Annotated in this window: 21 protein-coding genes, 1 other RNA gene and 1 pseudogene; 17 read left to right on the forward strand and 6 right to left on the reverse strand. The window is 69.4% G+C overall.

The genetic code is table 11. The features are described 5' to 3' along the window. The coding region (locus AB0Q90_RS06325; protein WP_365732701.1) for a bifunctional RNase H/acid phosphatase at positions 1 to 1,061 on the forward strand (1,061 nt) is incomplete at its 5' end. Here AB0Q90_RS06325 and AB0Q90_RS06330 read toward each other — a convergent pair. Further along, a complete protein-coding gene (locus tag AB0Q90_RS06330; RefSeq protein ID WP_363159553.1) occupies positions 1,036 to 1,668 on the reverse strand; it encodes a bifunctional 4-hydroxy-2-oxoglutarate aldolase/2-dehydro-3-deoxy-phosphogluconate aldolase in 633 nt (210 codons plus the stop codon). The two genes, AB0Q90_RS06325 and AB0Q90_RS06330, sit on opposite strands and share 26 nt — an antisense overlap. Before the next feature lie 213 nt (positions 1,669 to 1,881). Further along, positions 1,882 to 2,664: a peroxide stress protein YaaA gene (gene yaaA, locus AB0Q90_RS06335; protein ID WP_363159552.1), complete on the reverse strand. Its 783-nt coding sequence runs from the start codon at positions 2,662 to 2,664 to the stop codon at positions 1,882 to 1,884. 75 nt (positions 2,665 to 2,739) lie between these two features. On the opposite strand from yaaA, the gene AB0Q90_RS06340 reads away from it, so the two are divergent. The 6 genes and pseudogenes from AB0Q90_RS06340 (at position 2,740) to AB0Q90_RS06365 (ending at position 10,902) form a co-directional block, all read left to right on the forward strand. Next, on the forward strand, positions 2,740 to 4,176 hold the full coding sequence (locus AB0Q90_RS06340) for an RNB domain-containing ribonuclease (RefSeq protein WP_363159551.1): 1,437 nt from the start codon (positions 2,740 to 2,742) through the stop codon (positions 4,174 to 4,176). Positions 4,177 to 4,266: 90 nt separating this feature from the next. After that, positions 4,267 to 5,079: an AraC family transcriptional regulator gene (locus AB0Q90_RS06345; RefSeq protein ID WP_363159550.1), complete on the forward strand. Its 813-nt coding sequence runs from the start codon at positions 4,267 to 4,269 to the stop codon at positions 5,077 to 5,079. Between the two features lie 54 nt (positions 5,080 to 5,133). Next, positions 5,134 to 5,883: pseudogene (locus tag AB0Q90_RS06350) on the forward strand (DMT family transporter); the annotation flags it as partial. A gap of 103 nt (positions 5,884 to 5,986) precedes the next feature. Continuing rightward, positions 5,987 to 6,389, forward strand: an RNA gene (gene rnpB, locus AB0Q90_RS06355) — RNase P RNA component class A. Between the two features lie 306 nt (positions 6,390 to 6,695). Continuing rightward, positions 6,696 to 8,606, forward strand: coding sequence for a DUF2075 domain-containing protein (locus AB0Q90_RS06360; protein WP_363159548.1), 1,911 nt, complete (start codon positions 6,696 to 6,698; stop codon positions 8,604 to 8,606). 289 nt (positions 8,607 to 8,895) lie between these two features. Beyond that, entirely contained in the window at positions 8,896 to 10,902 is a 2,007-nt protein-coding gene (locus AB0Q90_RS06365) for a DUF2075 domain-containing protein (RefSeq protein WP_363159547.1), read from the forward strand. 52 nt (positions 10,903 to 10,954) lie between these two features. Here the strand turns inward: AB0Q90_RS06365 and AB0Q90_RS06370 are convergent, their stop codons facing one another. From AB0Q90_RS06370 to AB0Q90_RS06380, 3 genes are all read right to left on the reverse strand, one after another. Next, positions 10,955 to 11,083: a DUF6408 family protein gene (locus AB0Q90_RS06370; RefSeq protein ID WP_363159546.1), complete on the reverse strand. Its 129-nt coding sequence runs from the start codon at positions 11,081 to 11,083 to the stop codon at positions 10,955 to 10,957. A gap of 537 nt (positions 11,084 to 11,620) precedes the next feature. Beyond that, complete coding sequence (locus AB0Q90_RS06375) at positions 11,621 to 12,001, reverse strand: hypothetical protein (RefSeq protein WP_363159545.1); 381 nt, start codon at positions 11,999 to 12,001, stop codon at positions 11,621 to 11,623. Between the two features lie 132 nt (positions 12,002 to 12,133). After that, positions 12,134 to 12,742 (reverse strand): hypothetical protein, encoded by a 609-nt coding sequence (locus AB0Q90_RS06380; protein ID WP_363159544.1) that lies wholly within the window; start codon positions 12,740 to 12,742, stop codon positions 12,134 to 12,136. Between the two features lie 1,441 nt (positions 12,743 to 14,183). Here AB0Q90_RS06380 and AB0Q90_RS06385 point away from each other — a divergent pair. The 6 genes from AB0Q90_RS06385 to AB0Q90_RS06410 all read left to right on the forward strand — a co-directional run bounded on the left by AB0Q90_RS06385 (position 14,184) and on the right by AB0Q90_RS06410 (position 19,210). Beyond that, positions 14,184 to 15,155 carry a PstS family phosphate ABC transporter substrate-binding protein gene (locus AB0Q90_RS06385; protein ID WP_363159543.1) on the forward strand — a complete coding sequence of 324 codons (972 nt, stop codon included), beginning with the start codon at positions 14,184 to 14,186 and terminating at the stop codon, positions 15,153 to 15,155. Beyond that, positions 15,152 to 16,102, forward strand: coding sequence for a phosphate ABC transporter permease subunit PstC (gene pstC / locus AB0Q90_RS06390; protein WP_363159542.1), 951 nt, complete (start codon positions 15,152 to 15,154; stop codon positions 16,100 to 16,102). The genes AB0Q90_RS06385 and pstC overlap by 4 nt, the downstream gene beginning before the upstream one ends. Continuing rightward, positions 16,099 to 17,007 carry a phosphate ABC transporter permease PstA gene (gene pstA, locus AB0Q90_RS06395; RefSeq protein WP_363159540.1) on the forward strand — a complete coding sequence of 303 codons (909 nt, stop codon included), beginning with the start codon at positions 16,099 to 16,101 and terminating at the stop codon, positions 17,005 to 17,007. Before pstC ends, pstA begins: the two co-directional genes overlap by 4 nt. A 5-nt stretch (positions 17,008 to 17,012) precedes the next feature. Further along, positions 17,013 to 17,885: a phosphate ABC transporter ATP-binding protein PstB gene (gene pstB, locus AB0Q90_RS06400; protein ID WP_363159538.1), complete on the forward strand. Its 873-nt coding sequence runs from the start codon at positions 17,013 to 17,015 to the stop codon at positions 17,883 to 17,885. 140 nt (positions 17,886 to 18,025) lie between these two features. Then, entirely contained in the window at positions 18,026 to 18,757 is a 732-nt protein-coding gene (locus AB0Q90_RS06405; RefSeq protein ID WP_363159537.1) for a response regulator transcription factor, read from the forward strand. Positions 18,758 to 18,820: 63 nt separating this feature from the next. Further along, positions 18,821 to 19,210: a metalloregulator ArsR/SmtB family transcription factor gene (locus AB0Q90_RS06410; protein WP_363159536.1), complete on the forward strand. Its 390-nt coding sequence runs from the start codon at positions 18,821 to 18,823 to the stop codon at positions 19,208 to 19,210. A gap of 37 nt (positions 19,211 to 19,247) precedes the next feature. Here the strand turns inward: AB0Q90_RS06410 and AB0Q90_RS06415 are convergent, their stop codons facing one another. Beyond that, the gene (locus AB0Q90_RS06415) at positions 19,248 to 19,805 is read right to left on the reverse strand and encodes a DoxX family membrane protein (protein ID WP_363159534.1); all 558 of its coding nucleotides are present in this window, start codon (positions 19,803 to 19,805) and stop codon (positions 19,248 to 19,250) included. 132 nt (positions 19,806 to 19,937) lie between these two features. Here AB0Q90_RS06415 and AB0Q90_RS06420 point away from each other — a divergent pair, with 132 nt between their 5' ends. The 4 genes from AB0Q90_RS06420 (at position 19,938) to AB0Q90_RS06435 (ending at position 22,701) form a co-directional block, all read left to right on the forward strand. After that, positions 19,938 to 20,264: a nuclear transport factor 2 family protein gene (locus tag AB0Q90_RS06420; protein WP_363159533.1), complete on the forward strand. Its 327-nt coding sequence runs from the start codon at positions 19,938 to 19,940 to the stop codon at positions 20,262 to 20,264. A 94-nt stretch (positions 20,265 to 20,358) separates the two neighbouring features. Next, the gene (locus AB0Q90_RS06425; RefSeq protein WP_363159532.1) at positions 20,359 to 20,712 is read left to right on the forward strand and encodes a YciI family protein; all 354 of its coding nucleotides are present in this window, start codon (positions 20,359 to 20,361) and stop codon (positions 20,710 to 20,712) included. 25 nt (positions 20,713 to 20,737) lie between these two features. Next, complete coding sequence (locus tag AB0Q90_RS06430; protein ID WP_363159531.1) at positions 20,738 to 21,991, forward strand: sigma-70 family RNA polymerase sigma factor; 1,254 nt, start codon at positions 20,738 to 20,740, stop codon at positions 21,989 to 21,991. A 221-nt stretch (positions 21,992 to 22,212) separates the two neighbouring features. Further along, positions 22,213 to 22,701: a PhzA/PhzB family protein gene (locus AB0Q90_RS06435; RefSeq protein WP_363159530.1), complete on the forward strand. Its 489-nt coding sequence runs from the start codon at positions 22,213 to 22,215 to the stop codon at positions 22,699 to 22,701. Positions 22,702 to 22,733: the final 32 nt, after the last annotated feature.

Below are 22,733 nucleotides of genomic sequence, written 5' to 3' on the forward strand. Positions count from 1 at the left end.
GTTCTTCGGCTGCGCCGGTTTCCTCCGGGGTGGTGGCTGCTTCGGCTGCGCCTGCTTCTTCTGCGGTGGCGGTTTCTTCGGCTGCGCCGGTTTCCTCCGGGGTGGTGGCTGCTTCGGCTGCGCCTGCTTCTTCTGCGGTGGCGGTTTCTTCGGCTGCGCCGGTTTCCTCCGCGGCGGCGGCATCTTTGGCTACGCCAGTTTCTTCCGCGCCGCCGGCTGCTTCGGCCGCGCCGATTTCCTCCGCACCGGCGGCCTCCTCCGCCGCGCCCGCTTCCTCCGCAAGCCGGGCCGCGTCGGTCCCGCCGCCGGCTTCCTCCGCTGCCCCCGATTCCCGCCGCGGACCGGCGGAGCCGCTGGGCGGCGTGGCCGCCAAAGCCGACGCCGACGTCCGTGCCGCCAAGACCGTCGCCGCCCCAGGATGGGCCCCCGCCGACATGGGCGCCCCGGCGACCTTCGTGCTGCTGCGGCACGGGGAGACTCCGCTCACCCCGCAGAAGCGGTTCTCCGGGAGTGGCGGCAGCGATCCGTCCCTGTCGGAGATCGGCCGGGAGCAGGCGGAGCGGGCGGCTGCGGCGCTGGCCAGGCGGGGCACGATTCAGGCTGTTGTGGCGTCACCGCTTGCCCGTACCCGGGAGACCGCCGCCGCGGTGGCCGCCCGCCTGGGCCTTGAGGTGACCGTTGACGAGGGCCTGCGTGAGACCGACTTCGGCGCCTGGGAGGGGCTCACCTTCGGTGAGGTCCGCGAACGGCACCCGGAGGACCTGAACGCCTGGCTGGCCGACCCCGAGGCCCGCCCCACCGGCGGCGGCGAGAGCTTCGCCGAGACGGCCACCCGCATCGCCGCGACCCGCGACAAGCTGGTCGCCACGTACGCGGGCCGCACGGTGCTGCTGGTCAGCCACGTCACCCCGATCAAGACGTTCGTACGGCTCGCCCTGGGCGCCCCGCCCGAGTCCCTGTTCCGCATGGAACTGTCGGCGGCCTCCCTGTCGGCGGTGGCGTACTACGCCGACGGCAACGCGAGCGTCCGGCTCTTCAACGACACCTCGCACCTGCGCTGAGCCCGGCCGCCGCCCGGGCCAGGGACTCGATCCGGTCCCAGTCACGGGCGGCGACCGCCTCCGCGGGAAGCATCCAACTGCCGCCCACACAACCCACGTTGGGCAGGGCGAGGTACTCCGGCGCGGAGTCCGGCCCGATCCCTCCGGTCGGGCAGAACCGCGCCTGCGGCAACGGCCCCGACAGGGACTTCAGATACGCCGCCCCGCCCGCGGCCTGCGCCGGGAAGAACTTCATCTCCCGCACCCCCCGCTCCAGCAGCGCCACGACCTCCGAGGTCGTCGACACCCCCGGCAGGAACGGCACCCCGGACGCCCGCATCGCCGCCAGCAGCACGTCCGTCCACCCCGGGCTGACCAGAAACCGCGCCCCCGCGGCCACGGACGACGTCACCTGCTCCGGCGCGATCACGGTCCCCGCGCCGACCACCGCCCCCGGCACCTCCCTGGCGACCGCCCGGATCGCGTCGAGCGCAGCGGGCGTCCGCAGCGTCACCTCGATCGCGGGCAGGCCGCCCGCGACCAGCGCCCGGGCGAGCGGCACGGCGTCGGCCGGATCCTCGATCACGACAACGGGCACGACGGGCGCAAGGTCCAGCACGGAGGTCATGCCGACATCCTGCCGCCGCGATGCAACACGCGCAAAGGTCATTGCGTATGTTGCAACAACCGTCCAGCGGACCCGGTGAAGTCCACTGCGGTTCGGCAACGCCCTCCAGGTGCGCGGGGCTGTATCGATATGCGGCTCCGCCGCGCGGGCGCGACCGGCCACGACGGCGCCGCAGCCGAACGTCGGCCCGTCACCGCAGCTCCAGCGGAGCGCTCAGTGGACCTCGTCCACCAGCACGTCCAGCGACCAGGCCGCCCCCGCCTTCTTCGGCGCCTGAGCCTCCACCACGTAGCCCAGGTCCCGCAGCGCCTCCACCAGCTCCGCGGGCCCCGCCGGCCGCACCCCGGACGACAGCAGACTCCGTACGATCCGCCCCTTCGTCGCCTTGTTGAAGTGGCTGACCACCTTCCGCGTCGGCGCGTGCAGCACCCGCACGCTCGCCGTCCGCCCGGCGACCTCGCCCTTCGGCTTCCACGCCGCCGCGTACGCCGCCGACCGCAGGTCCAGCACCAGCCCGTCCCCGGCCGCCTCGGGCAGCACCGACGCCATCGGCGTACGCCAGTGCGCGCCCAGCGCCCCGAGACCCGGCAGCTTCACACCCATCGAGCAGCGGTAGGAGGGAATGCGGTCGGTCACCCGGACCGCGCCCCACAGCCCGGAGAACACCAGCAGCGAGCGCGCGGCGCGCTTCTTCGCGGCGGCATCCAGGGAGGCCAGGCCGAGGGCGTCGTAGAGGACACCCGTGTAGATCTCCCCGGCGGGCCGCGCCCCGGCCGTCGGCAGCTCGGTGTTCTTCGCGACCTCGCCGCGCAGCCCCTCGCTCAGCCCGAGTACCTCGCGCGCCTTGTCCTCGTCGCCGCTGCACAGCTCCACGAGCTCGCCGAGGACGGACTCGCGGGCGGCGGTCAGCCCCGGCAGCGACAGCGACTCCAGTTTCAGCGGGGCGCCACGACCGGAGGAGGCCTTGCCTTCGGACGGCGGCAGCAGGACAAGCACGGGCGGATCTCCTTCTGTAGAGCTCGCCACAGCGTACGGCGTGCCACCGGGCGGCCCCCGCCCTACGCTCGCTGTATGCCCCGCCGCCACATCCGCGTGACCGGCGCCCCCGAAGCCCCCCTCCGGGCCGCCCTCACCGCGCTGCGCACCGAACTCGGCATCGCCGAGACCTTCCCGCCCGAGGTGCTCGCGGAGGCCGAGCGCGTCGCGAGGGACCCCGCACTTCCCCCCACCGACGCGACCGACATCCCCCTGTTCACCATCGACCCGCCCACCTCCACCGACCTCGACCAGGCGATGTACCTGTCCCGCCTGGGCACCGGCTACCGCGTCCGGTACGCCATCGCCGACGTCGCCGCCTTCGTCGTACCCGGAACGGTCCTCGACGCCGAGACCCACCGCCGCGTGACCACCCTCTACTTCCCGGACGGCAGGGTCCCCCTGCACCCCGCGGTGCTCGGCGAGGGCGCCGCGAGCCTGCTCCCCGGCCAGACCCGCCCGGCCGCCCTGTGGACGATCGACCTCGACGCGTACGGCAACCCCCTCGCCGTCGACGTCCGCCGCGCCCTGGTCCGCAGCCGGGCCAAGCTCGACTACGCGGGCGTACAGCAGGAGATCGACGCCAAGACCGCCGAGGAGCCGCTCGCGCTGCTGGCGGAGATCGGCCGGCTGCGGGAGGGCCTGGAATCGGACCGCGGTGGAATCTCCCTCAACGTCCCCGAGCAGGAGATCGTCGAACGGGACGGGTCGTACGAGCTGTCGTACCGCGCCCCGCTCCCCGCCGACAGCTGGAACGCCCAGATCTCCCTGCTGACGGGGATGGCCGCGGCGGACCTGATGCTCGCCTACGGCACGGGCGTCCTGCGCACCCTCCCCGCCGCCCCCGACGGCGCGGTCGGCCGCCTGCGCCGTACCGCCCGCGCCCTGCACATCGACTGGCCGCACCACGTCTCGTACGCGGCCCTCGTCCGCTCCCTCGACCCGCACCGCCCGCACCACGCGGCCTTCCTCCAGGAGTGCACGACGCTGCTGAGGGGCGCGGGCTACACGGTGTTCAGGGACGGCCGGCTGCCATCCATCACCACGCACTCCGCGGTGGCCGCCCCCTACGCCCACTGCACGGCCCCCCTCCGCCGCCTCGCCGACCGCTTCACCTCCGAACTCTGCATGGCGGCCGTGGCGGAGGAACCCCCGCCCGACTGGGTCCTCGCGGCCCTGGACGCCCTGCCCGAGGAGATGGCGGACGGCGGCCGCCGCGCCGGAACCGTCGAACGCGAATGCGTCGACATCGTGGAGGCGGCGCTGCTGAAGGACCGGGTGGGGGAGGAGTTCGACGGCTGCGTGGTGGACGTGAAGGACCACGAACCGGCCACCGGCACCGTCCAGTTGGAGACCCCGGCGGTCATCGGCCGCATCGACGGCGACGGCGCACTGCCGCTGGGCGAACGGTTGCGCGTCCGGCTCACACAGGCGGAGCCGGGAGTGGCGAAGGTGCGCTTCGTACCCGCGTGACCTGCACCGGACTTCTCTCCGGACTTCGCTCCGGACTTTTCTCCGGGCCGCCCGGTGTTGCACCCTGACGACGACGGACAGGGGCGAGGCGTGGAACAGGCACTGTGGACCAGGGCGCGGGTGGGCCGCTGCGGCCCCCCGCTCGACCTGCTCACCGCCCGCTTCACCAAGCACGTCTACGCCCCGCACGCGCACGAGGAGTACACGATCGGGGTGTGCGTGGGCGGCTCGGAGATCATCGACTACCGCGGCGGGCACATCCGCACGGGACCGGGCTCCATCGTCGTGCTGGCGCCGGGTGAGATGCACACGGGCGGCCCCGGCAACGCCACGGACGGCTACGCCTACCGCGCCCTGTACGCGGAGCCCGCGCTGCTGGGGGAGGGCGCTGCGCTCCCGCACTTCCGCGAACCCGTCCTCGACGACCCCGAACTGGCCGCCGCCCTGCGCGTCACGCACACCGAGCTCAGCGTCTGCCCCGACCCGCTGGAGACCGAGTCCCGCCTGCCCTGGCTGCTGACGGCCCTGACCCACCGCCACTCCACGGCACACGTGGTCACCACCCCCGTCCCCGGCGCCGACCGCATAGCCCGCACGGTCCGCGACCGCCTGGCCGACGAACTGACGGCCCCACCCTCCCTCGCCACCCTCGCCGCCGACCTGGGCCTGTCCCGCTACCAGCTCCTGCGCGCCTTCCGTACGGCGACGGGGGTGCCGCCGTACGCCTGGCTCGCCCAGCACCGGGTGCAGCGGGCCCGCACCCTGCTGGAGTGCGGACTGCGCCCGGCGGAGGTCGCCGCCCGCGTCGGCTTCGCCGACCAGGCGCATCTGACCCGCTGGTTCCGGCGGGTGCTGGGGGTGACGCCGGCGGCGTACCGCAACAGCGTTCAAGACGGCCGCTGACGCGCCGCCGACGATGGCCGCATGAGTGCACGTGGCTGGTTCCTGTTCTCCCTCATGGGACTGATCTGGGGTATCCCCTACCTGCTGATCAAGGTGGCGGTGGACGCCCCGCTGTCCGCGTCCATGGTGGTGTTCGTGCGCTGCGCCCTCGGCGCCGCGCTCCTGCTGCCCTTCGCGATACGCCAGGGCGGCCTGCCCCGGACCGTACGGACCCACTGGCGGCCGATGCTGGCCTTCGCGGTCATCGAGATCGTCGGCCCCTGGTACACGCTGACGGACGCCGAACGCCACCTCTCCAGCTCCACCGCCGGCCTGCTGATCGCGGGCGTCCCCATCGTCGGAGTCGTCCTGGCCCGCTTCTTCGGCGACACGGAGAGGCTGGGCGTACGGCGCATGACCGGCCTCGGCCTGGGCCTGGCCGGCGTCGGCACCCTCACCGTCCCGCACCTGACCGGCGGCGACGCGAAGTCGCTGGCCGAGGTCCTGCTGACGGTGCTGGGCTACGCCACGGCCCCGCTGATCGCCGCCCGCCACCTGAAGGACGTCCCGACCCTCCAGCTGACGGCCCCCTGCCTGGCGCTGGCGGCGCTGGTCTACACCCCCGCGGCGGCCGCGACCTGGCCGTCGCAGATGCCCTCCACCTCGGTCCTGGCGTCTCTCGCAGCCCTGGGCGTGATCTGCACGGCCGTCGCCTTCGTGGCCTTCCTGGAGCTGATCAAGGAGGCGGGCCCGACCCGGGCGACGGTGATCACGTACGTCAACCCGGCGGTGGCAGTCGCGGCCGGAGCCGTCTTCCTGAACGAGCCGCTCACCCCCACCATCGCGGCGGCCTTCGCCCTCATCCTCGCGGGCTCGGTCCTGGCGACCGCGGCCCCCCGCAGGCCGGTAACATGGTCGCCACGGCAGACGAGCCGGGCGGACGGCCGCGTGGAGTCCCCTTGAGGGGCTTCCCGAGGAACGTCCGGGCTCCACAGGGCAGGGTGATGGCTAACGGCCACCCGGGGTGACCCGCGGGACAGTGCCACAGAAAGCAAACCGCCGGGGACCTCGGTCCTCGGTAAGGGTGAAACGGTGGTGTAAGAGACCACCAGTGCCCAGGGCGACCTGGGCAGCTAGGTAAACCCCACCCGGAGCAAGGTCAAGAGGGAGCACCCCGGTGCTCCTGCGCGGACGACCGAGGGCTGCCCGCCCGAGTCCGCGGGTAGACCGCACGAGACCGGTGGCAACACCGGTCCTAGATGGATGGCCGTCACCCTCGGCTCCGCGAGGAGCCTTGGGAACAGAACCCGGCGTACAGCCCGACTCGTCTGCCACCCCACATTTCCACAGCCATCGGCCGTAGACACCATCCTCTGGATGGCGCCTGGAAAGGCGAGTCGGAACGGGGTCGGCGCTGTGACGCTGACAGCCGACGACGGGTGTCTAGACGTTGGCAATTGATGCCGGGCACGGCGTCTGCTGCCGCCAATGCGACCGCTGGTACCGGTGCCGGCGCCGCCAGGTACCCTCAAGCACATCGTCAACGCGGCCCGACGGGCTTCCGCTCCATCCCGGTGGAGTCTCGAAGGACATGCCCCCACCCGCACGAGTCTCTTCGTGCTGCCTGGGGGAAGTCCTTGCTGTTCCGCGCGTCCGCCAAAACGGTCGCCGTCATGGCACTCGACGGTTCGCTGTTCCTGCACCTCACCGAGCAGTTCGTTCACGTACACGGCTATCGGCCCGGAGCCTCGGAGATGCGTTCCTGGGAACGCAGCATCCCGCTGCTGACCGCTGCGCTCAACGACGCCGGCCTGGGCGACGTCGAGGTCTTGCTGGAGTACGCGCTACCGCTGAACAGCAAGCGTGCCGACGCCATCCTCGCCGGAGTGCACCCGGTCACGGGGGAGCCGTCCTACGTCGTGGTAGAGCTGAAGCAGTGGAGCCAGGCAACTCCGCACGAGGACGACCCCACCCTGTGCCATGTCGACGTCTACGCGCACCCCGTGCTCAATCCGATTGAGCAGGTGCGGCGATACCGCGACTACCTGGTCAACTTCAATGGCGCGGTGGCCGAGCACGGCGAGCGGATCCAGGGAGTGGCCTTCCTGCACAACGCCACCGAGTTCGGGGTGGCGGGGCTACGGGACATCGAGCACGACGGGCAGGGGCGGCTCTTCACGGGGGAACGCCGCGGTGCGTTCCTGGACCACCTCCGGTCGCAGCTGAGCGACAAGCACCCCGGTGCTCGTGCGGCCGACGAGCTGCTCGCGGGTGCAACCGTGCCGTCGAAGCAGCTGATGTCGGTGGCAGCCCAAGAAGTGAGGGAGCGACAGCAGTTCGTTCTCCTGGACGAGCAGCAGGTCGCCTACCGCATGGTGCTCAACGCGGTGGAGCGGGCGAAGCGCGCCGACCACAAGGAAGTCGTCATCGTCACCGGTGGCCCCGGTACCGGGAAGAGCGTGATCGCCCTCCAAGTGCTCGGCGAGCTGTACCGGAGGGGTGTGGCCGCGGTCCACGCGACTGGCTCGCAGTCGTTCACCAAGACGATGCGCAAGGTGGCCGGTTCCCGGAAGCGGGAAGTCCAGGACCTCTTCAAGTACTTCAACAGCTTCATGACCACAGAGAAGAACAGCCTGAGTGCTCTGATCTGTGACGAGGCGCACCGCATCCGGGAGACCTCCGCCAACCGCTATACCCGAGCGGCACTGCGGACCGGCAGGGCGCAGATCGACGAACTCATCGACGTGGCCCACGTACCGGTCTTCTTTCTCGACGAGCACCAGGTGGTGCGTCCCGGTGAGATGGGCACCGTGGACGAAATCCGTGAGGCCGCGGCCAGACGGGGCATCGACTGCCATGTCGTCCCCCTGGACAGCCAGTTCCGCTGCGGAGGCAGCGACGCCTACCTGCGCTGGGTGGTTCGGCTCCTCGGCCTCGAGCCCGGCGGGCCGGTCGTATGGGAGCCCGACGACCGCATGCAGCTGCTGGTCGCCGACAGCCCAGGAGAACTGGAGGCGTTCCTCGACGCACGCCGCGCCGAGAAATACGGTGCCCGGATGTCCGCGGGCTACTGCTGGCGGTGGTCCCCCGAGCCCAAGCCCGGCGATCCCCTGCCTCCCGACGTCGTCATCGGGGGCTGGGCCCGGCCTTGGAACCTGCGCGGGGACCGGTCGGTCTCCGGAGCGCCTCCGTCCGCGCTGTGGGCCACCGATCCTGCCGGCTTCGGGCAGATCGGCTGCGTCTACACCGCCCAGGGATTCGAGTACGACTGGTCCGGCGTCATCATCGGGCCAGACCTGGTCTGGCGGGGTGACCGCTGGATCACCGACCGCACCGCGTCCAAGGACCCGGTGTTCAAGAAGTCCACACCGGACACCGATGTCGACCGTCTCATTCGGAACACGTACAAGGTGCTGCTGACGCGGGGGATGGTCGGCACGATCGTGTACTCGACCGATCCGGAGACCAGGGAGAAGCTGCGGGAACTGGTGTCCGGCCGACCGGAGCCGCGGTCTTCCGCAGTCGAGGAGTCCCTTCTGCGGCGGTGAACGCGTGATATCCGGCCATGATGTCCGTGGTTCCAGCCGACCGACGCGTCATATGCGTCGGGAAAGGCGATCACTTCTTTAAGATCCCAGGCGTCATTGCGGCCCGACGGGCTTCCCCACGTGGACATGCCCCCATCCGCACGAGTCACTCGTGCCCTGGGGGATCCACCTCGTGTCCATGCTCCTGCTGAAACTGGCAGCGCGGGATCTGCTGACCCTGAACTCAAGACGCCGTATGGTGCCCCACCTCGCTGCGAGGTGGAAGCACTTCCTCAGCACCGACGCTTCGTTGACCGAACGTTCCGCCTGGGCAGAGAGCCTGGTACATCTTGCCGAAGATCTGGTCGCCGCCGACCGCGGGAACGTCGAGATGGTCGTCGAGTGCGCGGCCACCCTCGACGAGACCGACCGCCCCGGTGCCCCGCGGCTCATCGACGTCGTCCTCGTGGGCCATCATCCCGAAGAGAACGGGCTGTCCGTCCAACTCGTCGAGCTGAAACGGTGGTCGACGGTGACCCGGGTGGAGCGAGCCACCGCGGAACTGGTGCATGTCCCCGGTATGGGGGAGAAGAAGCATCCGGCGCTGCAACTGCGCGAGTACTACGAGGCGTTCACGAGTGACAGAGGACCGCTGTACGGACTGGACTACGAGTGTGGAGGCTTCGCCTATCTGCACAATGCCACCGACGCCGCAGTGCTCCCACTGGTCGGCGTGGACGCGCCGACCGGTTCCTACGCCCGTGTCTACACCAACGACCGCCGTGCCCAACTGCTGTCGGACCTGCGGAGCAGCTTCGCCGCCGACGGTGCCGACTCGGCGGCCGAGATCCTGTTACGGAGCATGGGCCTGCGCAACACTCCGCTGCTCGACGCCATGATTCGCTCCAGCGGCGAGGACACGGTCTTCACCCTGCGTGGCCGTCAGAAGAAGGTCGCGGTCCAGATACTCGACACAGCTGCCAAGGTGCTTCCCGATCCCCAGCGGCCCGCGCTCCTCCCCGACGAACGACGGGTGGTGTTTCTCGTGACGGGCGGTGCCGGCACCGGCAAGAGCGCCATCGGCCTCCAGCTCAAGGCTGAACTGGAAGCCGATGGCCGCACGGTCAAGTATGCGAGCGGCAGTCGGGCGTTCAACGGAGCTCTGCAGGAGCATGTCGGTTACGGCGACCGGGAGTTCAAGGAGACCTTCACTTACTTCAGCAACTTCGTCACGCCGCCCGACCCGCCGCTGGACGTGTTGATCTGCGACGAGGCCCACCGCCTGCGCGACCGCTCCACCAACCGCTTCTGGAAACCCGAGGACTGGGGCACCAAGCCTCAGGTGGACGAGCTCCTCGACGCCTCCCGGTTGACGGTGTTCTTCCTCGACGAGGGTCAGTCCGTGCGCCCGCAGGAGGTCGGCACCGTTGCTCTCGTGGAGGACGCGGCACGACGCTACGACGCCCATCTGGTCCGCTGCCGCCTGCGGGAACAGTTCCGGTGCGGAGGCAGCGACGCCTACATCCGCTGGGTACGCGGCGCGCTGGAGGTGTCCGATGCGGAGCCGGAGCTGTGGACCCCGGACGGACTCATGCATGTCGAGGTCGTGGACAGTCCTGAGGAACTTGAGCGGATCATCCGTTCCGAGGCCGCGGCGGGAGCGTCCGCGCGCATGGTCGCCGGATACTGCTGGCCCTGGACGAAGCCCCTGGGCAAGGAGAAGCGGCTGGAACCCGATGTCCGGATCGGCGACTGGCACCGGCCGTGGAACGCGGACAGCGACTCCTTCTGCGAGAACAAGACCGTCCCGCCTTCCAAGATCTGGTCCGTGCACGAAAACGGTCTCGGCCAGATCGGCTGCGTGTACACCGCGCAGGGTCTGGAGTGGGACTGGTGCGGCGTGATCATGGGTGAGGACATGGTGCGCCGGGGCGATCGCTGGGTGTTCCGCCGGGGCAAGGAGAGGGCGGACAAGGAGGCGGGCGTCAAGCGGGTTGCCGTCCCCGGGTCGTTCGATCCCAAGGTGAAGCCGAAGAGCGTGGACGACGACGAGTTCGCCCGACTCGTCCGGCACGCCTACCACGTGCTGATGACCCGGGCCAGCCGGGCGACCGTGCTCTACTCCACGGACGAGGAGACCCGGGACTACCTGAAGGGACTCGTCGGCGACGTCGAGATCCACGGCCTGCGACCCACCTGGGAGAACCTGCCGGAGCAGGCGCGACAGCCACATCTACCCCGTCCCGGCCGAGGGCGGCGCCGCCGCCGGAAGCGCCAGAAGAAGGACACTCCGCCTGGAGAAATGCGTCTCTTCTGAAACTGTGAACCGGTAGGTGGAGTGGCGGGCTCCCGGGCCCGCCACCTGCCGGTCAGAAGACCAGGCTTGCTGCCAAGGTAAGGGCCGTCACCAGCAGACTGGTGATGACTCCCACCGTGACGTCGACCAGAATCTGGCGAATCCGGTCACGACGTGCACGCTTGTACTCAACGGGGTTCATCGGTTTCCACTCCTGAGCATGAGCTGGGAATGGCAGGGATCGCCCTACCGGGCATCCGCAGTCACACCGTGTGAGACACGCGGTGGAGACCACTCGTCACTCATCGCCGAGGACCGGCACCTGGAACACCGCCGACGTACCCTCCGGGAAGGTGCGCAGCGGGTAACCACGTTAGTGCAAGGGCCAGTTGTTACAGATGGATTTTGGACGCTGTGGCGTCTCCGTCCACGCGCCAGATACGTTGGCACCGGGCGGGACGGCGTCGATCGCAATGACGTCGGCTGCGCGGAGTTTGCGCATTTCGCCTGAGGTCGTTGGCGAGACTCCAAGATACTGGTGGTCCGCGCACCACAAGTCACCGGAGTCGGGTGCAACGGCCCGCCGACAGCTGGCTGCGCCTGCAAGAGAACCTGACCTCGGCCGACTGGGGCGCGGCCCCGTGCGCGTACAGCACGACAGCTTTGATGCCATCCCTCTGATGGACTGTCAGGCTCCCCGGACCCCGTTGGTTGTGACTCGCCGCAATGCCCACCGCGGTCAGTCCGGCGGAAGCGGCGGCGGACTTGGCTGCTGCCAGTCGTGGAGGACCTGAGGGTGAGTGGGCACCTCCTCGCCGAGCCGTGTGGACAGGTGGTGGTGACGCTCGATGGCTTCGGCCACCATCTGTCGCCACCACAGCAGTCGCTCCCAACCGGCGTGAGTTGACGTCAACTCGTCGTGCAGTGCGTACAGTTCGCAGGCCGTATGCCACTGCGTCTCCGGTACGGCTGCGGGGCTGTTCTCGAAGCGTGTGAGGGAACGGCCCTCGCACACTCGGCACTCGCACGGCCACGGGCCGATGCGTGCCTCCCAGTGCTGGAGGGTCGTTACCCGGCGGTACTCCAGTAGATCGCGGACGAGAACCACCGGATACGGCATACCCCCACCGCCCCCGCTGTCGGTTCGCGGAGCAATCCCGTGCCGGAGCGCAGCCGTGACCCCCACCGCCGCACCGATCGCGCCGTGCGCGATCGCGTCGAACGCCGCGAGATCGGTGCGCCACAGCAACAACTACGGGCAGGATCGGCACAGTTGCCGTAGTCCCTCGATCACTCCCCTCGCTTTCAGGGGGTCGCGCCAGTGCTGCATGATCAGTGAGACGGGGTGCCTACTGGCCCGCACCTGCCGGATCAGGTGCTCCAGGGAGTCGCCGGTCAGCCATCGCCAACTGCACGGGAGCAGTACCACCGTGTCCGCCCGCTCCAGCTCGTTCGCCTGGCTGATGACCGCCTTGAGCGTGCGTGCGTCCCCGTCGTCATCGCGCGGTATGAAGGCCGTCGGCGTCACCGCGAACGCGGCCTTGTTGGCGAGCTGGCCGTTGAGGATCTCCTCCACTCCCGCGAGGTCCAGAGCGTGCCAGCCGTCTTTTGCCCGGTAACCGAAGGGACGGGTCGCGGTGGCGACCCCGTGCTCGTGTCCCGCCAGGTCGACTGCCACGACGGTGTCCGGATGCCTGTTGCGCAGGTGCCGGCAGCGGGTGGGGGCGTCCGCACCCGTGAGGATCAGGCCGCCGGTTCGCTTGTCGACGTGAGGCAGGAGGTCGGTTGCTTTCGTCTCGTTCGCCATGATCAGCAGTCGGTCGTTCAGCAGGTGCAGTAAGTCCGAACTGCCTTCTTCCATGCGGACCCCCACCGGTCGATAAGTCGCCCCGCTGGTCATGAGTGTGAGAGTCGTACAAAAGTGAACGCAAGGAGGTCAGGAGTGGACTTCGATTGTTCTCGGACAGGCCGCCGCGGCGGCCGTGTGCTGCGCCCCCCTCACCGATCGGAGTCGCTTGACCAATCCTGGTGCCTGGAGTGCCCCCGTGGGTTGCTCAACGTGACATTGGAGTCAAGGAACTTGTGCCTGGCCTGGGTGCAAGGCATCCCCAGACTGGCGAGATTGGACGTCGCATACGACAGCAACGTGGTCCGGTCTCCACGTGGCCGGGGTCCCCGTAGTTGGCCGAGGCCGACGGGGCAGCGAGTCGACTTCGTTGATCCGCCCCATAATGCAAGGGTTCATCTTTCTGGGTCGCTCCGCCGTTGGACCCTGCGCCCTCGGTCGCCCTCAAAGTCGGCACCGGTCAGGAAGGCGCCGCCATCCCCGCCCGCGAGACCGCTGGTGCACTCCGGCCTCCAGCCGCAGCACACCATCCACGCAGCCGAGGGCGTTCACTTCATCGACTGCTCATGGGCGTGGCACGCCCACCACCTTGCGCCGTCGTACATGTTCATTCGCGGCAGGCCGCACCTTCTGGCACCCGAACTGGCCGGGCGCTCGAAGACGGTCAATGCCCCGTCGCCCCGGGCCTGCCTGCGGACCTACGCCCTCGGGGCGAGCATCTGGTGGGTGGCCACCGGGGACTGGCCACTGGACTTCGCAGCGCTCGGAATCGATCCCGCGACGCTGAGCGCGTCCGCGCTGCGCCGGGAGATCGCCACCGGCGAGATCCCGTTGCGCGGTCCGTCGGTGTGGCCCGACCCCCAGAACGCCTTTGGTAGGCGCTCGCAGAGCGTGCCGAGTATCGTCCGAGTGCATCGGAGTCGGCGAGGCTCTTGCGGTCCCGCGCGTCACCGCTCGGAGGTGCAGCCTGATTTGCGTTGTCTCCGGAGACCTGACGCGGGGCGAGGCGGACGTGATCCGTCACCGTTGCACGTGCCTCGAATGCTCCTGCCGATCCCACTGCCAGCCGGCCTGCCGATAGGCCTACTTGCTAGAGCGGTAGCCCTCCCGCCTGATGTTGTCACAGGCCAGAGGCCGTTCTTGCGCACCGTGCGGCTGCCCCCGGCGTACAGCCCGACTCGTCTGCCCTTCACCCTCCGCTTATGCGCATCGCGCACCCCCCACCCCCACCATGACTTGCAAGTGAACGCCAACCCCCCAGCTCAAGTGACCCTTCCGTGACGTTGGATCAAGATCCCTCTATATAGATGAACGGCTATCGTTCATATTTGAGTGGCGTCGTGTACACGGAGAGTTCATATAGGCGAGATTCGATCCAGCTGTCCGAAGCGGAGCGCTTTGCGCCTCGTCCACACGGCCGGCCGGGCAGCCGGCGGACACGAGGATCGAGAGTCACGTGAACATTCCCACTACGTTGCGCCGGGCCAAGGCGCCCCTGGCTCTGACGGCGGCTGTGTTGCTGGCGGTGAGTGCGTGTGGCGGTGACGATGCCGGGGAGTCCGGCAGTGGTGACGAGTTGTCGGGGTCGGTCAAGGTGGACGGGTCGAGTACCGTCGCGCCGCTGACCACGGCCGCCGCCGAGCTCTTCGCCGAGGAGCAGCCCAAGGTCCGGGTCACCGTGGGTACTTCGGGCACGGGCGGCGGGTTCGAGAAGTTCTGCAACGGTGAGACCGACATCTCCGACGCCTCCCGGCCGATCAAGGACGAGGAGAAGGCGGCCTGCGAGGACAAGGGCATTACCTACGAGGAGTTCCAGGTTGCCAACGACGCCCTCACCGTCGTTGTGCCCAAGGAGAACGACTGGGTGGAGTGTCTGACCACCGAGCAGCTGAAGAAGATCTGGGAGCCCGACTCCAAGGTAAACAGCTGGAATCAGATCGACGCCAAGTTCCCCGACGAGCCGCTGAAGCTCTTCGGGCCCGGTACCGACTCCGGCACCTTCGACTACTTCACCGATGAGATCAATGGGGAAGAAGGGGCGTCCCGGACCGATTACAGCCCCAGTGAGGACGACAACGTCATCGTGCAGGGCGTTGCCGGGTCCAAGGGCGGGCTCGGGTACTTCGGGTTCTCGTACTTCGAGGAGAACACCGACAAGCTCAAGGCCCTTCAGATCGATGGGGGAGAAGGGTGCGTCGCGCCGAGTGTCGAGAGTGCGCAGGACGGCTCGTACACGCCGCTCGCCCGGCCCCTCTTCATCTACCCCTCCGCCAAGGCGCTTGAGCGGGAGGAAGTTCTCGGGTTCGTCGAGTACTACGTCAATGACCACAAGGCCATTGCCGAGGACGCGCAGTTCATTCCGCTCAACGGTGAGCAGGAGACCGAGCTCAAGGCCGACCTCGACAAACTGAAGGACGCGGCGAAGTGACCTCGCCGACTCTCAAGGCCCCCGCAGGGACCGGATCCCGGTCCCTGCGGCGGGCCAAGCCGCGTTATGGCGAACGGGTCATCCAGGGGCTGTTGCTGACAGCCGCGCTGGTGTCCGTTGCCACGACCGTCGGGATCGTCGTCTCCCTCATCCCGCCCACCGTCGACTTCTTCGAGCGGGTGAGTTTCGCCGAGTTCCTCGGGGGGACTGAGTGGACCGCACTCTTCAGCACTCCCGAGTACGGGGTGCTGCCGCTGCTCGGCGCCACGATGCTGATCACCGTGATCGCGCTGGCCGTTGCCGTTCCGGTGGGGCTCGGGGCCGCCATCTATCTCAGCGAGTACGCCGACCGGCGGGTTCGGGCCGCGCTCAAGCCCGCGCTGGAGGTCCTCGCCGGTGTGCCGACCGTGGTCTACGGGTTCTTCGCTCTCAGCTTCGTCACGCCCCGGCTGCGGGAGTGGTGGCCAGGCAGCGGGGCCGGGCCGGACTTCCAGAACGCGCTGTCGGCGGGGCTGGTGATGGGCGTCATGATCATCCCCACGATCGCCTCGCTGTCCGAGGACGCCATGGCCGCCGTACCCGACTCGCTGCGGGACGGGGCCTACGCGCTCGGCTCGGGCAAACGGACCGTCTCCGTGCGGGTGGTTGTGCCCGCCGCGCTCTCCGGCATCGTCGCCGCCTGCGTCCTCGGCATCTCCCGTGCCATCGGCGAGACGATGATCGTGGCGATCGCGTCCGGGCTCACGGCCAACCTCACCGTCAATCCGCTGGAAGCGATGCAGACCATGACCGGGTTCATCGCCCAGGCCGGCTCCGGTGACGTGCCCGTGGCCTCCTTCGAGTACAAGACCATCTTCGCCGTCGGCGCGCTGCTGTTCGTCATCACCTTCGTGATGAACGTGATCAGCATCCGCCTCGTGCGCAAGTACCGGGAGGTGTACGAATGACCACCGAGATCAGGGTCACCGAACCGCCCTCCCACGCCGCGCCCCGCAAGCTCACCGGACCGCGCTTCCGGCCCGGTGAGAGTGCCTTCCGGCTGTTGCTGTTGTGCTGTCTGTCCGTGGGCATCATCTTTCTCGGCGTGCTGCTCACCTACGTGCTGGTGGAGGCCTGGCCCCGGCTGGACTCACGGCTGTGGGAGAACTTCCCCTCCATCCGCCGCCCCGAGCGCGCCGGCGCCCAGTCCGCGATCTTCGGCACGATCTGGGTGATCGCCTTCACCGCCCTGTTCTGCCTGCCCACCGGCATCATGGCGGCGATCTACCTGGAGGAGTACGCCGATCCGAACCGCTGGTACAACCGGATGATCGAGCTGAACATCCAGAACCTGGCCGCCGTGCCCTCGATCATCTACGGCATCCTCGGACTGGGGCTTCTCGCTCGCGAACTCGGCTTCGGTACCACCGTGTTGACGGCCTCGCTCACGCTCTCGCTGCTGGTCCTGCCCGTCGTCATCATCGCGTCCCGGGAAGCCATCAGAGCCGTACCGCAGTCAATTCGGCAGGCCTCACTGGCACTTGGCGCGACGCAGTGGCAGACGATCTGGCGCCAGGTGCTGCCAGCCGCCGTGCCCGGCATCGCGACCGGCTCGATACTCGCCCTGTCCCGGGCGATCGGCGAGGCCGCACCGCTGCTGCTGCTCGGCGCGGTGACGTACGTGGCGTTCAACCCGGAGGGCCTGGAGAGCGCGTACACCGTGCTGCCCATCCAGATCTTCGGCTGGATCAGCCAGTCCCGCGAGGAGTTCCACCACCTCGCCGCGGCCGGGATCGTCATCCTCCTGGCCATCCTCCTGCTCATGAACGCGGCCGCGATCTGGCTGCGCAACCGCTTCAGCAAGCGCTGGTGATTCCCATGACCGAAGACTCCGTTCCCGGCCGGGGCGAGGACGCGCACGCCCTGGCCCTCTCCCTCGGCAACCGGCGCCGCAACCGGCCCGAACCCTCCCTCGACGACCCGGTGTTCCACATCTCCGACCTGGACGTCTGGTACGGCGACCACCAGGCCGTACGGGACGTCACGATGACCATCGGCCGACGTCAGATCACCGCGATGATCGGCCCCTCGGGCTGCGGCAAGTCCACCGTGATCCGCTGCTTCAACCGGATGAACGACCTGATCCCCGGCGCCCGGGTGACCGGGAAGGTCGCGTACCACGGCGAGAACCTCTACGACGCCGACGTCGACCCCATCGAGGTGCGCCGGCGCATCGGCATGGTCTTCCAGAAGCCCAACCCGTTCCCCAAGTCGATCTACGACAACATCGCCTACGGGCCGCGGGTGAACGGCATGAAGGGCACCATGGACGACCTCGTCGAGGAGGCGCTCACCGGGGCCGCGCTGTGGGACGAGGTCAAGGACAAGCTCAAGTCCAGCGCCCTCGCGCTGTCCGGCGGGCAGCAGCAGCGGCTGTGCATCGCGCGGGCCATCGCGGTCCGGCCCGAGGTGATCCTCATGGACGAGCCCTGCTCCGCGCTCGACCCGATCGCCACCGCGCGCATCGAGGACCTGATGGCGGAACTGGCGGCCGACTTCACCATCGTGATCGTCACCCACAACATGCAGCAGGCCGCCCGCGTCTCCGACTACACCGCCTTCTTCACCGCGGACGTCGACGACAAGGGCGTACGGCACGGGCGGCTCGTCGAGTACGACACCACGGAGAAGATCTTCGAGAATCCGTCCGACCAGCGCACCGAGGACTACATCACCGGCCGCTTCGGCTGACCCGGCGCCCGGCCGGGCCGGCCGCGGTCTGCCGTCTTTCAGGTGCGGCGCCGTTGTGGCCGGTCGCACAGTCCCCCGCGCCCCTGGACGTTCGTTCCCTTTGCGCGCTGCACCTCGCCACACGTAAAGGAGTTGTACGGGTGACCCCCGAGGCACACAGCGGTTCCGACGGTGACGGCCCGGCGCCCGACCTGCTGCTGGCCGAGCCCGACCCCGAGCTGGCCGAGCGGGTGCTGGCCCGGTTCACCGCGGCGGGCGTACGCACCCTGGTCTGTCACGACGGGGCCGAGGCCCTGCTCCAGGTCGGCGCCCGCCGACCGAAGGCGGTGCTGCTGGCCGCGCCGCTGCCGGTGGTCGGCGCCGCCACGGTCACCGAGCTGATCGCCCGGCTGCACCCGGTGCCGGTCATCGTGGGCGCCGGGGCGGAGGGCGCCGCCGAGGCCACCGCCGCGCTCTCGGCCGGGGCGGTGGCCTTCGTCGCCCGGCCTTACCGGGCCGAGGAGATCCTGCCGCTGCTCACCGGCCGCGGGCCCGCCCTGGACGCGGACCGCAGACTGGTCGTCGGTGACATCGAGCTCGACGTCGAGGGGTTTCACGTCTATGTGCGCGGGCGCTCGCTGACCCTGCCGGTCCGTGAGTTCCTGCTGCTGCGCTATCTGATGGAGCGGCCCAACAAGGTCGTCAGCCGGGGGGAGTTGACCAAGGCGCTGTGGGGCGCGGAGAAGCTCGACAGCAACACGCTCACCGTGCATGTGCGCCGGATCCGCAACAAGCTGCGCGACGAGGCCGGCAGCCGCTGCACCATCGACGCCATCCGGGGCATGGGCTACCGGCTGGAAAGCGGCGCCACCCTGAAAGTGAACCGTGGGTGAACAGATCGCAGTCGGGACCCGCTCGGATCAAGGGTGCGGCCGGTCGACGCTTATGGTGGATAGATGAGCGTCTCTACGGAGGAAACGGAGGCCGCGACCGACGGACCGGAAGCGCGCACCCCATCCCTGTCCCCAGCCCCCTCCCTGTCCCGCCTGCTGATCGACCGTGACGAGGCCGAGCGGCTGGCCGCCGTGCTGAAGGCCATCGCCGATCCGACCCGGCTGCAACTGCTCCGGCTCATCGAGCGCGCGCCCCAGGGCGAGGCCTGCGTCGCCGACCTGACCGACTGTCTGGGGCTGCGGCAGCCGACCGTCAGCCACCATCTCAAGGTCATGACCGAGGCCGGCCTGCTGACGCGGGAGCGGCGCGGCACCTGGGTCTGGTACGCCGTCGACCACGAGGGGCTGCGGCGGGTCCGCGAGATCCTGGAGCCGGCCGGGGCGGCGGCCTGACCGGTCGCGATACAGCCGCGAGCGTCCAGAGGGCGCGCTACCGGACGAACTCCTCCTCGAACAAGGCCTCCTGCTCGTTCTCCTGGTCCTCCCTCAGCCGCTTGTTCCGCGTTCCCACGACGACGGCGACGCCCGCGGCGGTGGCGGCCAGGGCCGCCGGGACCATCCAGCCGCGGTCGAAGACGTGCCCGAGGGCGTGGTCGAGGGAGAGCCGTCCGGGGCCGGTGATCGCCAGACCGGTGGCGGCCAGGCCCAGGGTCGCGGCGTACTCGTAGCCGCCGGACGCGTTGAAGAAGCCGTTGGGGGTGTGCACCGCGGCCGCGCCGGCCATCGCGCCGGCCGCGGAGGCGCCCGCCGCGGGGGTGGCGAGGCCGAGGGCCAGCAGCGTGCCGCCGCCCGCCTCCGCGAGGCCGGCCATGGTCGCGTTGGTCCGGCCGGGGCGGTAGCCGACGGACTCCATGAACTGGCCGGTGCCCTCGATACCTCCTCCGCCGAACCAGCCGAACAGCTTCTGCGCGCCGTGCGCGGCCAGTACCCCGCCGGCACCCAGCCGGAGCAGGAGCAGGCCCAGATCACGTCGGTCGTAAGAGGTCACGGTGTCTCCCGTTGCAGACAGCAGGAACAGTCCCCTCCCGCGTATCCACCGTCGCACCGCCGACACCCGGCCGGGCTGCCCGCGCGGCCGTTCGGGTGGCGGGCGGCCGGGAGCGGTGTGAGTCTGGCGGACATGACGATTCAGCCCGCCAAACTCAGCGACCCGGCCGTCCGCGCCTTCGTCAGCGCCGTCAACGCCCACGACCGCGAGGCCTTCATGGGCCTGCTCGCGCCGGACGCGACGATGTCGGACGACGGCTCCGACCGTGACCTCACCGACTGGATCGACCGGGAGATCTTCTCCTCCCACGGCCACATGGAGGTCGACAACGAGTCCCGCGGCGGCCGCGACCTGGTCGCCCGCTACCGCAACGACACCTGGGGCGAGATGCGCACCCGCTGGCACTTCGAGATCGAGGACGACGGCCGCATCTCCCGCTTCGAGACCGGGCAGGCGTAGACCGCCGGGGGCCTGGGCAGCTTGGGCACGGACCGGCAAGATCGGTGCGGTAGCGTGAGCAGCCGGTGACCCATCGAAGCGAAGGGCTCGAAAAGTGGCGGAGTACCTGTTGCTGGTCTACGAGGACGAGGCCCGGACGAGCGAGCTGGAACCGGCGCAGGACGCCGCGTTGGTGACCCGGTTTCAGGACTTCATGCGCCGTAACGAAGCACAGGTGCGCCGTGGTCAGCGGCTGCATCCGACGTCCACCGCGACCTCGGTGCGGCCCGACATCGACGGCGGGGTGAGCATCAGCGACGGCGCCTTCGTGGAGTCCAAGGAGGTCGTCGCCGGCTACTTCCTGATCGAGGCGGACGACCTCGACGAGGCGATCTCCGTCGCGCGGCAGATCCCCGTACCCAACGGTGGTGTGGAGATCCGTCCGATCCGTTCCCTCCCGCATGCCTGAGGGTGACGGTTCCCGACCCCCCGCAGTGCCCGCCGAATCCGCCGTAGCCGCCGCCGTCGCCAAGGCCCACCGCCAGCAGTGGGCCTTCGTGCTGGCGGCCACGGCCCGTATCACCCGCGACCTCGACCTGGCGGAGGAGTGCGTTCAGGAGGCCTACGCCCAGGCGTTGGTCCAGTGGACCGACCAGGGTGTGCCCAAGCGGCCCGAGGCCTGGCTGACCACCGTCGCGCGGCGCCGCGCGCTGGACACCGTGCGGCGCCACGACACCCTCCGCGGCAAGCTGCCGCTGCTCGCCGGGGACGACATCGCCCCGCCCGCCGATCTGGACTTCACCGACCAGGACATCCCCGACGACCGGCTGCGGCTGATCTTCACCTGCTGTCACCCGTCGCTGGACGTGGACACCCGGATCGGGCTCACCCTGCGGCTGGTGTGCGGGCTGTCCACCGCCGAGGTCGCCCGGGCGCTGCTGGTCTCGGAGCCGACGATGGCCGCGCGGATCACCCGCGGCAAGAAGAAGATCAAGGCTGCCAAGATCCCGTACCGGGAGCCGTCCCCGGAGGAGTTGCCGACCCGGCTGGACGCGGTGCTGGATGTCGTACACCTGGTGTTCAGTACGGGGTACACGGCGCCGTCCGGTGACCGCTTGCAGCGCCGTGACCTGGTCGAGCGGGCGCTGCATCTGGCCCGGGTGCTGCACCAGTTGCTGCCCGGACAGTCGGGTGCGGCGGGGCTGCTGGCGCTCATCCTGCTCACGGACGCACGGCGGCTGACCCGGACGCGCAAGGACGGTTCGCTGGCGCTGCTCTCCGAGCAGGACCGGACCCTGTGGTACGCGGAGGAGATCCAGGAAGGGCTCAGGCTGGTGCGGTCCGCCGCGCGGCACCGGCCGCCGACCCGGTACGCGCTGATGGCGGCGATCGCGGCCGTGCACGCCCGGGCCCCGAGCTGGGAGGCCACGGACTGGCGCGGCATCGTGGACCTGTACGACAGCATGCTGGAGGTCTGGCCCTCGCCCGTGGTGGCGCTGAACCGGGCGATCGCCATCGGGCAGGCGTACGGCCCGCAGGCCGGTCTGGACGCGCTCGCGGAGCTGGCCGCGGAGCCGCAGTTGACGGGCTATCAGTACTTCGCGGCGGCCCGCGCGGACTTTCTGCGCCGGCTGCACCGGGTCGACGAGGCCCGGGCGGCCTACCGTGAGGCGCTCGCCCGGACCGAGAACTCCGTCGAACGCGAGTTCCTCCGGTCGCGGCTCGAAGAGCTCGGCACCCTTCCCTAGCCAGCGGCCCGTGCCGTTCGTGATGTTCGCAGTTTCTTCAGAAACCCCTCCGTTTCATTAATAGCGGTAGGGGATATTCCGTTTGGTTTGCGCAAGGCGCAAGCGGAACGCGCGCATTCTGATGAGGCAGCCGAAAATTGCAGCGCCGGAGGGCGCGTTGGTACTGTCCGCGAGCGTCAATGGGCAAGGCAGGTCCGACCCAAAAATGCGACAGGAGAAAAATGGCTGACCCGCACACTCCTGTAACGGCCGAAGAAATCACTCGGAATCGCGATCACAATCGCAGTGTTGTTGCCCGGTACATGAATACGCGCGGCCAGGACAGGCTGCGGCGTCATGAATTGTTCACCGAGGACGGGCAGGGTGGTCTGTGGACCACAGAGACCGGTGAACCCATCGTCATTCGAGGTAGGGACCGGCTGGGCGAGCACGCGGTCTGGTCGCTGAAGTGCTTCCCGGACTGGCAGTGGACCGATGTCGAAATTTTCGATACCCAGGACCCGGACCAGTTCTGGGTGGAGTGCAACGGCGTCGGGAAGATCCGCTTCCCCGGCTACCCGGAAGGCCTGTACGAGAATCACTTCCTGCACTACTTCCGTTTCGAGAACGGACTCATCAAGCAGCAGCGGGAATTCATGAACCCGGTGCAGCAGTTCCGCTCCCTCGGTATCGAGGTGCCGCGCATCGTTCGGGAAGGAATACCGACCTGAATCGGCAGCGTGCCTGCATCTCGTGCTCCGGT

Source organism: Streptomyces sp. NPDC079141, assembly GCF_040686775.1.
Lineage (GTDB): Bacteria > Actinomycetota > Actinomycetes > Streptomycetales > Streptomycetaceae > Streptomyces.